Source organism: Nocardiopsis sp. NPDC006832, assembly GCF_040635885.1.
Taxonomy (GTDB): domain Bacteria; phylum Actinomycetota; class Actinomycetes; order Streptosporangiales; family Streptosporangiaceae; genus Nocardiopsis.
In genome coordinates this window covers 57,859-72,269 of sequence record NZ_JBEYLC010000032.1, presented here as the reverse complement: position 1 = coordinate 72,269, position 14,411 = coordinate 57,859, and the positions used below count along the sequence as shown (strand labels likewise).

Below are 14,411 nucleotides of genomic sequence, written 5' to 3'. Positions count from 1 at the left end.
GATGCGCAACTCAACATCGCCTTGACGCGTGCGGTGCGGGCGGCAACAATCACGCGGCGGGGAAGGAGGGAGAACCCACCCCCACCCCGCCCAACAACCCCAAGACTCCCGACCCGAGGCGCCCCACCAACACACCCCACACCCGCCCCGTGAACCGGAGGACCCACCGCCGGCGCCCCGCGTTTTGTTCCCCGCGCCCCGCGTCTTGCTCCCCGCGCTCCGCTCCGCTCCCGCTTCCCGCGCCCTACCCTCACCTCCCCCCCCGCCCACGTACCGACCCGGGCCGGAGAGTCAGCGGACCACGTCCACCCAGACCATGCGGTGGTCCGAGCTCGGGAACGGGTAGTCGCCGGTAAGCCGGAACAGAGGGTCGTCCACGGTCGGCCAGAACACCCCCGACGCGCGGGCCGGCAGCGAACGCGAGGGCAGCACGTAGTCGACCCGCAGGTTGCCCGGACCCGGCTCGTCCACGAAGTCCGCGCTGTCCAGCTCCGGGTCGCCCATCTGGTCGTCGTTCGCGGCGCCCTGCCGCTCGGCCGCGCCGCGTCCGCCCTGGCTGGAGGGGCGCACGTCCACGATGTCCCGGTGCTCCAACAGCTGAGTCATGGCCTCGGGATGCCCGTCGCCGTCGTTGGGGTCGGCGTTGAGGTCTCCGGCGATCACGAACCGGGCCCCCGGCGCCAACCCGCCTCGCACCCCAGCGTCGTCGTAGACGTAGTCGGCGGCGCGGGGACGCACGTAGTCGGCCCAGAATCGGATCTCGTCGTGGTTGCGGGCCACGTTGCGCTTCTCGGGGCCGTCGAAGGTCGGCGGCGTGGGGTGACTGGCCAACAGGTGCACGGGTCGTCCCCGCCCGGTGTCGATGGGGAGATCCCAGTGGCTCTTGGAGGACAGTCGCAGCACTTCCAGGGCCTCCTCCGAGTAGTAGGACTCGCCCGTCTCGGGGTCGGTGGGAAGCAGCGCGTTCGGCATGTCCGCCCAGCGGAAGGTCTGGAAGGTGCGCACCTCCTCGGTGACGATCGGGTACTTGGACAGCACCGCCATGCCGTACTGGCCGGGGAAGACGCCGTACCCGAAGGCGTCCTCGGCGTACTCGGGGGTTCCCGGCTCGGTCACGGCCTCACCGTCGCCGTTGAGGTCCACTCCTGAGGCCACACCGGTGTTCACCGGGGCGTTGTACACGTACGGGTAGTCGATGGGGTCGGCGCCGTTCTGTCCCACGGACAGGTAGTTGTCCTGGAACCGCCGCAGCCCCACGCCCTCCTCGTCGTGGTCGAACTCGTTGACCAACAGCACGTCGGGCCGCGCGTGCTGGATGATCTCGGCGACGTTGCGGGCCTGGTCGCTGTCGGGTGAGGCCAGTTCCTCGGCGAGCATCCCCTCCTCGGGGCGCTCCAGAGCGGTGTTGAAGGTCGCGAAGCGAACCTCGTGCTCACCGGGCGGGGCGGGGATCGACGGCGACTCCGCTCCGGCGGCGGGCATCGCCACCAGGGCGGAGGCCGCCAGAACGAGAGTGGCGGTGGAAGCGATGCGACGGGGCGTCTTGGTCACGGAGATGGTCCTCTCAGCGGGGGTTCGCGCGCCGGAGCGTAACAGGGGATCGTGTCCGAACGGTGTACCACCGTCGTCCGAACGACACCGAAATCCCCTTGGCGAACCCTCCCCACCCTGTTCGAATGGAGTCCCCATGGCACACAAGGAACCCAACCTCCCCTTCCGCTGGAACATCCCCGGGGGAGACCGCATCGGCTCCCTCACCGAAGGCATCGACTACGACCCCACCCACGTCGACGAACTCGCCGAGTGCGCGGCCAAGGTCCTGGCACGCAGCGCGGACGGTGACCTCTACTTCGTCGGACGCTCCCCGGACAGCGTGTACGACCTGCTCACCGGGGTGCTCGCCGATACCTCCCACCACACACGGCTGCACCGCCTGCCGTTGTCCCTCTACGGTCTCGACGGCGAGGACCTGACCCCCGACGAACGCGCCCAGTTGCGCGTCAACCTCGACGCGACCGGGATCAGCCCGCAGACCCTGGCCGCCCGCGACCGCCCCGTGGTCTTCACCGATCTGGTCGCGCGCGGTTCCACCTTCGGCAACCTGCACCAGCATCTACGAGACTGGATCGACGACGAACGGGCCGCCTGGAACGTGATCCGCCACAGGGTCCGCTACCTCGGCATCACCTCCCGCGAGAAGACCAGCCCCAATACCTGGCGCTGGCAGCAGCACGCCGAGTGGACGAACGACCTGCCGCCCAGCTCCGTACGCAACGTGTCCATCGGTGGATTTCTCTGGAGTCACCTGGGCAACTCCCAGCCCAAGACCGAGGACTCCTTCCGGCGCACCCGCTGGTCCGACCCCGCCGTCACCCGACCCCGCCACGACGAGAGGGCCCGGCAAGGGCTGGCCGACGCGCTGAGCTGCCACGAACACGGACGCACCCGCCGGGTCCGCTCCCTCGTCCACCGTGTCCTGACCGGCGAACCGGCCTTCCGCGACCCGTGGCTACGCACCCTCGCCCACGACCTCCGAGCTTCCAAGGGGACCTCACGACCCTGACCCGCGGCGGGACTCGGGAAGCGGTCCGGATCGACCCGGGAGACGTGCGCGGAGACCTCTCCACGGCGACACCCCCGAAGGGCCGTCCCCACGCGCAGATGGAGGCCTCGACCCCCGACGAATCGCGAGCCTCCCCGGGCCGGGCCCGGCGCATTGATACGGGCCCGGTTCGTTGTCCACAGGTGTCCCCGAGAGTCACAGGGAAGTCGTAGTCTCAGGAGTCACCACCCGTCCGTCTACCCGCCTGGGGGCACACGCGTCATGGCCGACTCCTTCGCACATCTGCACGTCCACACCGAGTACTCGATGCTCGACGGGGCGGCGAAGTTGAAGCCGTTGTTCAAGGAGGCGGCGCGGCTGGAGATGCCGGCCGTGGCCATGACCGACCACGGCAACATGTTCGGCGCCTACGAGTTCTACCAACAGTCCAAGGGCACCGGGGTCACCCCCATCATCGGTATCGAGGCCTACGTGGCACCCGAGTCGCGCTTCCACAAGAAGCGGGTGTTCTGGGGGCGCTCCAACAGCTCCGACGACGCCTCGGCCGAAGGCGGCAAGGACATCTCCGGTGGTGGCCGCTACCTGCACATGACGATGCTCGCCGAGAACGAGCAGGGCCTGCGCAACCTGTTCCGGATGTCCTCGCTGGCGTCCATGGAGGGCTACTACATGAAGCCCCGCATGGACCTGGAGCTCATGCAGGAGTACAACGAGGGCGTCATCGTCTCCACCGGCTGCCCGTCGGGTGGTGTGCAGACCCGGTTGCGGCTGGGCCAGGAGAAGGAGGCCATCGCCTACGCGGCGGGGCTGCAGGACATCTTCGGCAAGGACAACGTGTTCCTGGAGCTGATGGATCACGGGGTGCCGATCGAAAAGGAGGTCCGTGACGGTCTGCTCAGGGTCGGCCGGGAACTGAACATCCCGCCGCTGGTGACCAACGACTCCCACTACGTGTACGAGTCCCAGGCCTCGGCGCACGACGCCCTGCTGGCGGTGGGTGTGGGCAAGAACCTGGACGACCCCACCCGGTTCCGGTTCAACGGCTCGGGTTACTACCTCAAGTCCGGCGACGAGATGCGCGGGCTGCTCAACTTCGACGAGTGGGCCCAGGGGTGCAAGAACACCCTGCTCATCGCGGAGCGGGTCGACCCGAGCGCCTACGACAACGTCTTCGCCCACCGTGACCTGATGCCGGTCTACCCCGTCCCCGAAGGCGAGACCCAGGCCTCCTGGCTGGCCAAGGAGGTGGAGCGCCGCATTCCGGTGCGCTACCCGAACGGGGCCACGGACGAGGCGCGTTCCCGCATCCAGTACGAACTGGGCATCATCAACGAGATGGGCTTCCCCGCCTACTTCCTCGTGGTCGCCGACATCTGCGACTACGCCCGGGAGAACGGCATCGCGCTGGGCCCGGGCCGTGGCTCGGCCGCCGGTTCGATGATCGCCTACATGTTGGGCATCACCGACCTGGACCCCTTGGACCACGGTCTGCTGTTCGAGCGGTTCCTCAACCCCGAACGTGTGTCCATGCCCGATGTCGACCTGGACTTCGACGAACGTCGGCGCGGGGAGATGATCGAGTACGTCACCCGCCTGTACGGCGAGGAGCGGGTGGCGCAGATCCTGACCTTCGGCACCATCAAGGCCAAGGCCGCGATCAAGGACTCCACCCGCATCCTGGGCATGCCCTACTCCACGGGCGACCAGATCACCAAGGCGTTCCCGGCCCCGGTGGGCGGCAACGAGATTCCGCTGGACGCGGTGTACAACACCGACCACGAGCGTTACGGCGAGACGACCGAGCTGCGCAACCTGGTCGACAACGACCCGCAGGTCAACAAGGTGATGGAGACCGCTCGGGGTATCGAGGGCCTGACGCGTGGCACGGGTGTGCACGCGGCGGGCGTCATCCTGTCCAAGGAACCGTTGCTGGACGTCATCCCGCTGCACAAGCGTGACGCCGACGGCGCCATCATCACGGGCTTTCCCTACCCTCAGTGCGAGGACATGGGTCTGCTCAAGATGGACTTCCTCGGCCTGCGCAACCTGACGATCATGGACGACGCGGTCAAGAGCATCAAGGAGGCCGACGGCGTCGACGTCGACCTCGGAAAGCTTCCGCTGGACGACCCGAAGACCTACAAGCTCCTGGCCAGGGGGGACACGCTCGGTGTGTTCCAGCTGGACGGCGGCGCGATGCGCAACCTGCTCAAGCGGATGGAGCCGAAGGCGTTCGGTGACATCACCGCCGTGCTCTCGCTGTACCGACCCGGTCCGATGGCGGCCAACGCCCACAACGACTACGCGGACCGTTCCAACGGCCGGCAGGAAGTCACGGCGATCCACCCCGAGCTCAAGGACGCCCTGGAGGGCATCCTCGGTGAGACGTATCACCTGATCGTCTACCAGGAGCAGATCATGGCGATCGCCCAGCAGTTGGCCGGGTACAGCCTGGGCGGCGCCGACCTGATGCGTCGGGCGATGGGAAAGAAGAAGAAGGAGGCCCTGGAGAAGGAGTTCGAGAAGTTCTCCGCGGGCATGATCGAGAAGGGCTTCTCCCGGGAGTCCATGCAGGCGATCTGGGACGTCATGCTCCCGTTCGCCGGTTACGCGTTCAACAAGTCGCACGCCGCCGGATACGCCCTCGTCGCGTACTGGACCGCCTACCTCAAGGCCAACTACCCCGCCGCGTACATGGCCGCGCTGCTGACCTCGGTCAGCGACGACAAGGACAAGATGGCGGTGTACCTGGCCGAGTGTCGGGCCCAGGGAATCAAGGTGCTGCCGCCCGACGTCAACGAGTCGGGTCTGCGCTTCACCCCGGTGGGCTCCGACATCCGCTTCGGTATGGGCGCGGTCCGCAACGTGGGCGCCAACGTGGTCAACTCCGTGGTCAAGACCCGGACCGAGAAGGGCAAGTACACCTCCTTCACGGATTTCCTGTCCAAGATCGAGCTGGCCGCCTGTAACAAGCGGGTGATCGAGTCGCTGGTCAAGGCCGGTGGGTTCGACTCCCTGGGGCAGCCGCGTAGGGAGCTGTACCGCCACCACGAGATGGCGGTGGACGGCATGATCAGCTCCAAGAAGCAGGAGGCGAACGGCCAGTTCGACCTGTTCGGTGGCGGGGACGACGACGGTGACTCCACCCCCATCGGGTTGAACATCCAGTGGGGCGACGAGGAGTGGGACCGCAAGACCAAGCTGGCCTTCGAGCGGGAGATGTTGGGTCTGTACGTGTCCAGCCACCCGTTGGCCGGGGCCGAGCGGGTGCTGGCCCGCTCTCGGGACACCTCCATCGCGCAGATCGTCGCCGGCGACCTGGGACGGGAACGCGGTGAGGTGCGCATCTCCGGGTTGATCTCCAAGGTGGACAAGCGCACCAACAAGGCCGGTAACCAGTGGGCGATCGCCACGGTGGAGGACCTGGACTCCTCGATGGAGGTGTTGTTCTTCCCCAAGACGTATCCGCTGTACGTGGAGGCGTTGCTGGAGGACACCGCGGTCACGGTCAAGGGCCGGCTCAACGACCGTGACGGTACCTGGTCGATGTTCGCCTCGGAGATGTCGATCCTGGACATCTCGCACATCACCGAGGGGGAGCCCCCGGTCCTGCTCACCTTGGACGAGAAGCGGCTCTCCCCGGACCTGGTGGGCGACCTGCGCCAGATCCTGAGCACTCACAAGGGCGAGACCCCGGTGCGGGTCCGCGTGGACAACCCGGTGCGTTCGCGGATCTACGCGCTGGAGAACTACTCGGTGCGGATCTCCCCGGAGTTCAACGGTGAGGTGAAGAGCCTGCTGGGGGCGTACTCGGTCGACTACTGACCAGGCGGAATCCACGCTCCGTGGAGCACCGGCCCTCGTGTGTCACGGCACACGGGGGCCTTATCGGCCGACGGAGCCGTCGGCCAACTCCCGGAGCAGGTCCAGATGTCCGTTGTGGCGGGCCGTCTCCTCGACCATGTGGTTGAGCACCCAGCGCAGGGTGGTCCGTCCCGGGCCGCCCTGGAGGACGTGGCGGGAGGAGTTGCCCAGCTCCAGATGGGAGGTGATCTCTCGGGAGCGTTCGCACTGGCGTTCGTAGTCGGCCAGTAGTTCGTCCAAGGGAAGCCGGGCGCCGACCCGGAACTCACCGTCGGGGTCCAGGGTCGAGTACGGCGCCACGTCGGGTTGGTCGAGCATCACCACCTCGAACCAGAACGCTTCCATCCAGCGCAGATGCGACACGATCCCACCGATCGTGGTCATCGGCGAGGACGGGATCGGAGCGGCCGAGGACAGGGCCGGGTCCAGGCCCGCGCACTTGAGGTGCACGGTGGAGCGGTGCCACTCCAGCCAGGACGACAGCATCGTCCGCTCGTCCGCCGCCATGGGAGGATCGACACGTTTGGGCAGGGCCACGGGACCGCTCTTGTCGTACATGCGGGTATTGTCCTTCGGGTCGTGACCGGGTATCCACTGGTTTTCGGCAGGTCCGGGACACGAAGGGGGCAGACAGGGTGAAGACGGAGGGCGGCCGTTCCGGCGCGTCGAGGGTGGGGCGCGGATTGGCCGTGGCCGCGGCGGTGTTCGGCGCGACGGCGCTGCTCGGGGCGCTCCTGGGCCCGTTGTGGTGGTGGCTCGCCCCCCGCCCGGAGGTGACCGCGCTGGGCGAGGGCGAGGTCTTCGCCGGCGCCACCGAGGAGGTCTTCGCGGGTGAGGGCTACTTCGTCCTCATCACCGCGCTGGCCGGTATCGTCACCGGTTACGCCTGCTACATGATCCAGTTCGGACTGTCCGAGCGGCGTGAGCAGGACCTTCGGCTCCCGCTGCTGTTGGTGGGCTTCCTGGGCGCCGTCGTGGGCAGTGCCCTGGTCTGGCGGATCGGTGTCGCGTTGGACGCCCCGGCCCGGGAGGTGCTCCTGGCGGCCGAACCCGGTGACACCGTCACCGGCGCGCTCCAGCTCCAGGCCCTGGCCTTCCTCATCGTGTGGCCCTTCGTGCACGTGCTGCAGTACGGGCTGCTGGACGGAATCAGCCTGCTGCGCTCCGATCAACCCGGCGTTCCCGAACCGCTCCGTGAGCCCGAACCCGAACCTGACCGCGAACCCGGGCCCGACCGCGAGGGCCGGCTTCCCTGATCGTGCTCACAGGCGCTGGACGGAGCCCTCGTACATCGCGTCGAGCAGTTCGGCGTACTTCTCCTCCACCGCCCGGCGGCGCATCTTCAGACTCGGCGTGATCTCACCGGCCTCCACCGTCAGCGGGCTCGGCAGGATCGTGAACTCCTTGACGGACTCGTGCCGGGGCAGGTTCTCGTTCAACTCGTCGATGGCCTCCCCGACCATGGCCCGAACCTTGGGCTCCCTGGTCAGACCGTCGTAGTCGAGCGCGCCCAGCCCGTTGGCCTCGGCCCACGCGTCGATCGACTCCGGGTCCAGGGCCACCAGGGCCACGCAGTAGGGTCGCCGGTCGCCGTGCACGACCAGGTTGCTCACGTACGGGCACAGTGACTTGAATCGGCTCTCGATGCCCTGCGGCGCCACGAACTTGCCGCCGGAGGTCTTGATCAGTTCCTTCTTGCGGTCGGTGATCCGCAGACGCCCGTTCTCCAGCGCGCCGATGTCACCGGTGGCGAACCAGCCGTCCTCGGTGAGCACGGCCTCGGTGGAACCGGACAGGTTGTGGTATCCGCGCATGACGCCCTGGCCGCGCAGCAGAACCTCGCCGTCCTCGGCGATCCTGACCTCGGTTCCGGGCAACGGCAGCCCCACCGTTCCGAAGCGCACCTCACCGGGCCGGTTGAGGAAGGCGCCCGCGGAGGTCTCGGTCAGCCCGTAGCCCTCCAGGATGGTGATCCCCGCGCCGTAGAAGAACCGGCCGATCTCCGGGGCCAACGGCGCACTGCCGGAGACGAAGAAACGCAGTCGGCCACCGAAACGGGCCCGCAGCCTGGCGAACACCAGACGGTCGGCCACCTTGTACTGGGCCGCCAGCACCCCGGTGGGTTCCTTGCCCGTTTCACGGAGCCGGGCCACCCGATCGCCCACGCCCACCGCCCACTTGAAGACCCGGTACTTGGCGGCGCCGCCCTCCTTGGCCTGTAGGACGACCTTGTTGTAGACCTTCTCGAAGATGCGGGGGGCCGCCGCCATGAAGGTCGGCCGCACCACGGCGAGGTTGTCGACGATCTTGTCCACGCGCCCGTCCACGGCGGTGCGAAACCCCAGCCGCAACTGGGCGACCTGCATGACCTTGCCGAAGGCGTGGGCCAGGGGCAGCCACAGGTACTGCACGTCGTCGATGGTCAGCATCTGCCGACCCCGGGCGCTCATCTCCTGGTCCAGGGTCTCCAACGCCTGTGCCTCGTACAACCAGTTGGAATGGTCCAGGCGCACGCCCTTGGCGCGGCCGGTCGTGCCCGAGGTGTAGATCAGGGTGGCGAGGTCCTCGGGTTCGACGGCGGCGACGAGTTCGTCGAAGAGTTCGGGCCGCTCCGCGTGGAGTTGGGCGCCGTGCTCGGCCAACTCGGCCAGGCCCATGACCCAGTCGTCGTCGCCTCCCGCGTCACCCTCGAACGCGATCACCTTGGACAGCCCGGGCATGGCGGCGCGCTGCTCCCGGAGCTTGGCGACCTGTTCGTCGTCCTCGGCGAAGGCCACCAGGCTGCCGGAGTCGGAGACGATGTAGGCGCAGTCCGGCGGGGTGGAGCCGGGATAGATGGTGGTGGAGGCGCCGCCGGCGCACAGGATCGCCAGGTCGGCCAGGATCCACTCGATCCGGGTGCTGGAGACGATCGCGCAGCGCGCCTGTGAGGTCAGGCCGAGGGAGTGCAGACCCAGGGCCAGGTCGCGCACACGGTCGCGGGTCTGGTTCCAGGTGAGGCTCTTCCAGGTTTCGGGACCACCACCGGGGGAGGGGACGGGGTGGCTGAACGCCTCCCGGTCGCCGGATCGGGCGACGCGGGAGGCGAACATGTCGGGGACGGACCTGTAGGGGGATGAGAGGTTGCCCATTTCACAAAGCTACCGCCGGGTAGGGGGGTGGGCAACAGCCTGTGGCCGAATGTGCCGGGGTCCATGGACCTCTGTGTCACAGCGGAATCCGCTGTGTGCGGCACCTCACCTCAGTCCGATGAGATGGGTGCGGTGATCGCCTCGGTCAATCGGATCAGATCGGCCGGGGCCAACTCCATCTGCAGGCCACGCCGCCCCGCCGACACGTACACCGCGGCCAGGGCGGTGATCGAGGAGTCGATCACCGTGCGCAGCCGTTTGCGCTGCCCCAGCGGGCTGATGCCGCCTCGCACGTACCCGGTGATCTTCTCGGCTCTGGCCGGTTCGGCCATGGTCGCCCTCTTACCGCCGACCGCCATGGCCAACGCCTTGAGGTCCAGCGAACCGCTCACCGGGACCACCCCGACGGTGAACACCCCGTCCACCTCGGCCACCAGGGTCTTGAACACCTGATGGTGCGGCACCCCGATCGCGTCCGCCGCGTAGGCCCCGTAGGAGTGGCCGTCGCCATCTCCGTCGACCTCGTAGGGGTGCAGGGTGTAGGTGGTCTTGGTCCGTCCCGCCGCCACGGTCGCGGGCGTGGCTTTTCCACTCATCGGCTACCTGGGCTTTCCACTGGTCTATGGCTTGCGGGCAGGCTAGCGCAACACGTGCCCGGATTCGACGGGCACACTAATTGAAGGAGACCCCGTTGTTGAGGAAGGGGCCCGCCGGCAGGTTCGGCAGGGTGGGGGCGGCCACGATCCGGTTCTCCCGACGCAGGAAACGCGCGGCCACGGCCAACCGGGTCGCGCCGTCCTCGGCCTCCAACAGGCGCTGCTTCTCCGCCGGGTCCAGCACGATCGAGGCGGCCACCGCGTGGGACAGCGCGATGGGGTCGCGTGGCAGGTCGCGGGAGGTCTCCGGGGCCATGCCGATCTCGGACAACCGCCCCCGGTAGACCTCGTACAGGTCCAGCACCCGATCGGCGTGTTCCTTGGCGTCCGGCCCCAGGGCCTCGGGGAGCAACGACACCGATGCGGTGGAGTAGTCGTCGGTCCCGAAGGTGTCGACCTCCGACAGGTCGATGACGCGGAACCGGGTGCCGCCCTCGACCACCAGGTCGTAGCGGCCGTCCTCGTAGGTGCGTACGTCGCGCACCACCGCGGTGCATCCCACGGCGCTCACCACCGGAAGCGAGGGCGAACGCGTGTGCTCGACGGTGTGCGGCACCCCGGTGTCGGCACCGCCGGCGCCCTGACCGGACTCGCTCGCCACCTCGTGGCCCAGCTCGATCCACACGACACCGAAACGGGCCGGTCCGCGTTCACGGCCACCGGCCTCACCTCCGGCCATCGTGGGTCCGAGCAGTTCCGAGACCAGCTTCCGGTACCGCTTCTCGAAGACGTGCAGGGGGATCGTCATCCCCGGGAACAGCACGGTGTTCAGTGGGAAGATCGGCAGAGCCTCAGGCATGTCCCCAGTATGCCCCCGACGGGCCACATGGCGACGCCCCGCCCGGGGCCCGGGCGGGGCGTGTGTTCACGCCGGGCGTCGTGGGTCAGGACACCGTGGGGCCGGCGGTACCGGGCGCACCCTGGCTGCCGTTGTCCTCACTGGGCATGTCGCGGGCCACGAAGGTCTCCACGTCGAACAGGTTGCCGTTGGAACGGTCCACGACGTTGAGGAGGGTCGACATCTTGGCGACCTCCTCGACCTGCTCCTGGATGAACCACTGCAGGAACTGTTCGCCCGTGTAGTCCTCTTCGTCACGGGCCACCTTGGCCAGGTATTGGAACTGGTCGCTCACCTCTCGCTCCTGACGCAGGGCCAAGGCGACAAGGTCGCGGGAGACGGCGAAATCCGTCTCGATCGCGTCGACACCCGGTAGGGCGAACGTCACGTCGTTGTCGAGCAGGTACCGCACGAGCATCATCGCGTGGTCGCGTTCCTCAAGGGACTGCTCGTAGAAGACCCGGGCCAACTGGGGCAGGTCCTGGTCGTCGAACCAGGCGGCGATCGCCACGTACTGGTGCGACGCGGTGAACTCGTGCCGGACCTGGTCGACCAGGAGTCGGTGGAACTTGGAAAGGCCGCTATCGCCGGAAGAGTTGGAAGTCATGGTTCTACGATAACGCATTAGAATGCATTTTGTGAAATACGAGAAACGGTTCGGGTGTTTGTTAGGCAAGCCTTTCAAAAGATTAATCAGGTAAGGTTGTCCAAAGTTAGGTGACGCTTATCAGGGGATTGTTCGGCGGTTTTATGCGGCCTTGGGTCGTGAAGTCCGCCCGGTCGGGTTCATGCCGGTCGGGCGGGTGTGGTGTCCATCATTCGGACACCACCGCCCACCGGTCGGGTCGGGCCCCCTAGACTGGAGTGGTGATCAGTCGAATCGACCTCCGAGGTTCCACAGGCGACCCGCGCGACGCACTTCCGCGCGCCGAAATGGATGTGGCCGACGCCACCGAACGCGTCCGCCCCATCGTCGAAGACGTACGCCATCGTGGAACCGAAGCGCTGATCGAACTCACCGAACGCTTCGACGGCGTCCGGCTCACCGATGTCCGCGTCCCCAAGGACGTCATCGAGAGCGCCCTGGTCGACCTCGACCCCGCCGTGCGCGACGCGCTGGAGGAGTCCATCCGTCGCGCACGCAAGGTCCACGCCGCCCAGCGCCGCACCGACCACACCACCCAGGTCGTCCCCGGCGGCACCGTCACCGAGAAGTGGATGCCCGTCGAGCGGGTCGGCCTCTACGTCCCGGGCGGCCGCGCCGTCTACCCCTCCAGCGTCATCATGAACGTGGTCCCCGCCCAGGAGGCGGGGGTGTCCTCCCTCGCGGTCACCTCACCGCCCCAGAAGGACTTCGGCGGGCTGCCCCACCCGACCATCCTCGCCGCCTGCGCCCTGCTCGGCGTCGACGAGGTCTACGCGGTCGGCGGCGCCCAAGCCGTGGCGATGTTCGCCCACGGAACCGAGGACTGCCGCCGCACCGACATGGTCACCGGCCCGGGCAACATCTGGGTCGCCGCCGCCAAACGCCTGCTCAAGGGCGTCATCGGCATCGACGCCGAGGCCGGACCCACCGAGATCGCGATCCTGGCCGACCACACCGCCGACCCCGACTACGTCGCCGCCGACCTCATCAGCCAGGCCGAACACGACGTCGTCGCCGCCTCCGTCCTGGTGACCCCGGACGAGGCCCTGGCCGAGAAGGTCACCGAACGCCTCGCCGAACGCGTGGCCGCCACCCGGCACGGCGAACGCGTCCGGGAGGCCCTCTCGGGTCCGCAGTCCGGCATCGTCCTGGTCGACGACCTCGACCACGGGCTGGCCGTCGTGGACGCCTACGCCGCCGAGCACCTGGAGATCATGACCGCCGACGCCCCGGCCCTGGCCGACCGGGTGCGCAACGCCGGCGCCATCTTCGTGGGCGACCACAGCCCGGTCTCCCTGGGCGACTACGCGGCCGGATCCAACCACGTGCTGCCCACCGGCGGCTGCGCCTGCCACACCGGTGGCCTGAGCGTGCAGACCTTCCTGCGCGGGGTGCACGTGGTCCACTACGACCGTGACGCGCTGGCCGACGTCGCCCACCACGTCATCACCCTGGCCGAGGCCGAGGACCTGCCCGCGCACGGCGAAGCCGTCGCCGCCCGCATGGACCACGACCCGAACCGGGACTGAGAACACCGACGCACCCGACGGAAGGACGTGCGGAGCCGGTCACACCGGAACCGCCCGTCCCTCCCACGACCCACCACGAGCGTGAAACCAGTGAGCTTCACCCTGAACGACCTGCCGTTGCGCGACGACCTGCGCGGGCGCTCGCCCTACGGTGCCCCGCAGTTGGACGTGCCGGTGGTCCTCAACACCAACGAGAACCCGCACGCGCCCTCATCGGCCCTGGCCAAGGCGCTGGCCGACGCCGTCGCCGGCACCGCCCTGGGTCTGAACCGCTACCCCGACCGGGACGCGGTCCGACTACGCGAGGGCCTGGCCGCCTACCTCGGCCACGGACTGACCTCGGACCATGTCTGGGCGGCCAACGGATCCAACGAGATCCTCCAGCAACTACTCCAGGCCTTCGGCGGCCCCGGCCGCACAGCCATGGGCTTCGAGCCGTCCTACTCGATGCACCCGATCATCTCCCGGGGCACCGGGACCGGATGGGTGTCGGTGCCGCGCGACGCCGACTTCCGGGTCGACGTCGACGCCGCCCTGGCCGCGATCGCCGAACACGCGCCCAGCGTCATCTTCCTGACCTCACCGAACAACCCCACCGGAACCGCTCTGGAAACGGACGCCATCGAGCGCATCGCCCAGGCGGCCCCCGGAGTGGTGGTCGTGGACGAGGCCTACGCCGAGTTCCGCCGCGAGGGCACCCCCAGCGCCCTCACCCTCCTGGCGGAGAACCCCCGGATCATCGTCTCGCGCACCATGTCCAAGGCCTTCGCCCTGGCCGGCGCGCGGGTGGGCTACCTCGCCGCGCACCCCGCGGTGGTCGACGCCCTCCAACTGGTCCGCCTGCCCTACCACCTGTCGGCCGTCACCCAGGCGGTCGCCGTCACCGCCCTGGAGTACGCCGACGAACTCCTCGGCGCCGTCGCCGACCTGCGCGCCGAACGCGACGCCCTCGTCGCCTGGCTGCGCGAACACGGCTTCCGGGTCGCCGACTCCGACGCCAACTTCGTCCTGTTCGGGGAGTTCGAGGACCGCACGCGCGTGTGGCAGGACATGCTCGACCGCCGGGTCCTCATCCGCGAGGTCGGACCCCCCGGGTGGCTTCGCGTCACGGTCGGCACCTCGGAGGAGATGGCCGTCTTCCGCGAGACCCTCCTACAGGTCACCGGCCGCTGACCTCGCCCCGA

At 68.4% G+C, this 14,411-nt stretch carries 11 protein-coding genes; 5 read left to right on the top strand and 6 right to left on the bottom strand.

Annotated elements, in window-relative coordinates; genetic code table 11:
* Positions 1-291: 291 nt before the first annotated feature.
* The gene (locus tag ABZ717_RS16610; RefSeq protein WP_358510838.1) at positions 292-1,482 is read right to left on the bottom strand and encodes an endonuclease/exonuclease/phosphatase family protein; all 1,191 of its coding nucleotides are present in this window, start codon (positions 1,480-1,482) and stop codon (positions 292-294) included.
* A 205-nt stretch (positions 1,483-1,687) separates the two neighbouring features.
* Between ABZ717_RS16610 and ABZ717_RS16605 the strand changes: the two genes are divergently transcribed.
* Positions 1,688-2,563 (top strand): hypothetical protein, encoded by an 876-nt coding sequence (locus tag ABZ717_RS16605; RefSeq protein WP_358510824.1) that lies wholly within the window; start codon positions 1,688-1,690, stop codon positions 2,561-2,563.
* Positions 2,564-2,824: 261 nt separating this feature from the next.
* Complete coding sequence (dnaE, locus tag ABZ717_RS16600) at positions 2,825-6,388, top strand: DNA polymerase III subunit alpha (protein ID WP_358510822.1); 3,564 nt, start codon at positions 2,825-2,827, stop codon at positions 6,386-6,388.
* 60 nt (positions 6,389-6,448) lie between these two features.
* On the opposite strand, the gene ABZ717_RS16595 is transcribed toward dnaE, so the two are convergent.
* Positions 6,449-6,985 (bottom strand): DinB family protein, encoded by a 537-nt coding sequence (locus ABZ717_RS16595; protein ID WP_358510819.1) that lies wholly within the window; start codon positions 6,983-6,985, stop codon positions 6,449-6,451.
* 77 nt (positions 6,986-7,062) lie between these two features.
* On the opposite strand from ABZ717_RS16595, the gene ABZ717_RS16590 reads away from it, so the two are divergent.
* Entirely contained in the window at positions 7,063-7,683 is a 621-nt protein-coding gene (locus ABZ717_RS16590) for a hypothetical protein (protein ID WP_358510816.1), read from the top strand.
* A gap of 6 nt (positions 7,684-7,689) precedes the next feature.
* Here ABZ717_RS16590 and ABZ717_RS16585 read toward each other — a convergent pair whose 3' ends face one another.
* The 4 genes from ABZ717_RS16585 to ABZ717_RS16570 all read right to left on the bottom strand — a co-directional run bounded on the left by ABZ717_RS16585 (position 7,690) and on the right by ABZ717_RS16570 (position 11,659).
* A complete protein-coding gene (locus tag ABZ717_RS16585) occupies positions 7,690-9,558 on the bottom strand; it encodes a long-chain fatty acid--CoA ligase (RefSeq protein WP_358510813.1) in 1,869 nt (622 codons plus the stop codon).
* 110 nt (positions 9,559-9,668) lie between these two features.
* The gene (gene ybaK / locus ABZ717_RS16580; protein ID WP_358510810.1) at positions 9,669-10,154 is read right to left on the bottom strand and encodes a Cys-tRNA(Pro) deacylase; all 486 of its coding nucleotides are present in this window, start codon (positions 10,152-10,154) and stop codon (positions 9,669-9,671) included.
* 76 nt (positions 10,155-10,230) lie between these two features.
* Positions 10,231-11,013 carry an LON peptidase substrate-binding domain-containing protein gene (locus tag ABZ717_RS16575; protein WP_358510807.1) on the bottom strand — a complete coding sequence of 261 codons (783 nt, stop codon included), beginning with the start codon at positions 11,011-11,013 and terminating at the stop codon, positions 10,231-10,233.
* A gap of 85 nt (positions 11,014-11,098) precedes the next feature.
* Complete coding sequence (locus ABZ717_RS16570) at positions 11,099-11,659, bottom strand: ferritin (protein WP_358510804.1); 561 nt, start codon at positions 11,657-11,659, stop codon at positions 11,099-11,101.
* A gap of 332 nt (positions 11,660-11,991) precedes the next feature.
* Here ABZ717_RS16570 and hisD point away from each other — a divergent pair, with 332 nt between their 5' ends.
* Positions 11,992-13,227, top strand: coding sequence for a histidinol dehydrogenase (gene hisD / locus ABZ717_RS16565; protein ID WP_358510835.1), 1,236 nt, complete (start codon positions 11,992-11,994; stop codon positions 13,225-13,227).
* 90 nt (positions 13,228-13,317) lie between these two features.
* The gene (locus ABZ717_RS16560; RefSeq protein WP_358510802.1) at positions 13,318-14,400 is read left to right on the top strand and encodes a histidinol-phosphate transaminase; all 1,083 of its coding nucleotides are present in this window, start codon (positions 13,318-13,320) and stop codon (positions 14,398-14,400) included.
* Positions 14,401-14,411: the final 11 nt, after the last annotated feature.

Excerpts from the sequence above, each read along its gene's own strand:
- ABZ717_RS16570 (WP_358510804.1), bottom strand. The coding sequence starts at position 11,659 with ATGACTTCCAACTCTTCCGGCGATAGCGGCCTTTCCAAGTTCCACCGA.
- ABZ717_RS16605 (WP_358510824.1), top strand. The coding sequence starts at position 1,688 with ATGGCACACAAGGAACCCAACCTCCCCTTCCGCTGGAACATCCCCGGG.
- dnaE (WP_358510822.1), top strand. The coding sequence starts at position 2,825 with ATGGCCGACTCCTTCGCACATCTGCACGTCCACACCGAGTACTCGATG.
- ABZ717_RS16575 (WP_358510807.1), bottom strand. The coding sequence starts at position 11,013 with ATGCCTGAGGCTCTGCCGATCTTCCCACTGAACACCGTGCTGTTCCCG.
- ABZ717_RS16610 (WP_358510838.1), bottom strand. The coding sequence starts at position 1,482 with ATGCCCGCCGCCGGAGCGGAGTCGCCGTCGATCCCCGCCCCGCCCGGT.
- ABZ717_RS16585 (WP_358510813.1), bottom strand. The coding sequence starts at position 9,558 with ATGGGCAACCTCTCATCCCCCTACAGGTCCGTCCCCGACATGTTCGCC.
- ybaK (WP_358510810.1), bottom strand. The coding sequence starts at position 10,154 with ATGAGTGGAAAAGCCACGCCCGCGACCGTGGCGGCGGGACGGACCAAG.
- ABZ717_RS16595 (WP_358510819.1), bottom strand. The coding sequence starts at position 6,985 with ATGTACGACAAGAGCGGTCCCGTGGCCCTGCCCAAACGTGTCGATCCT.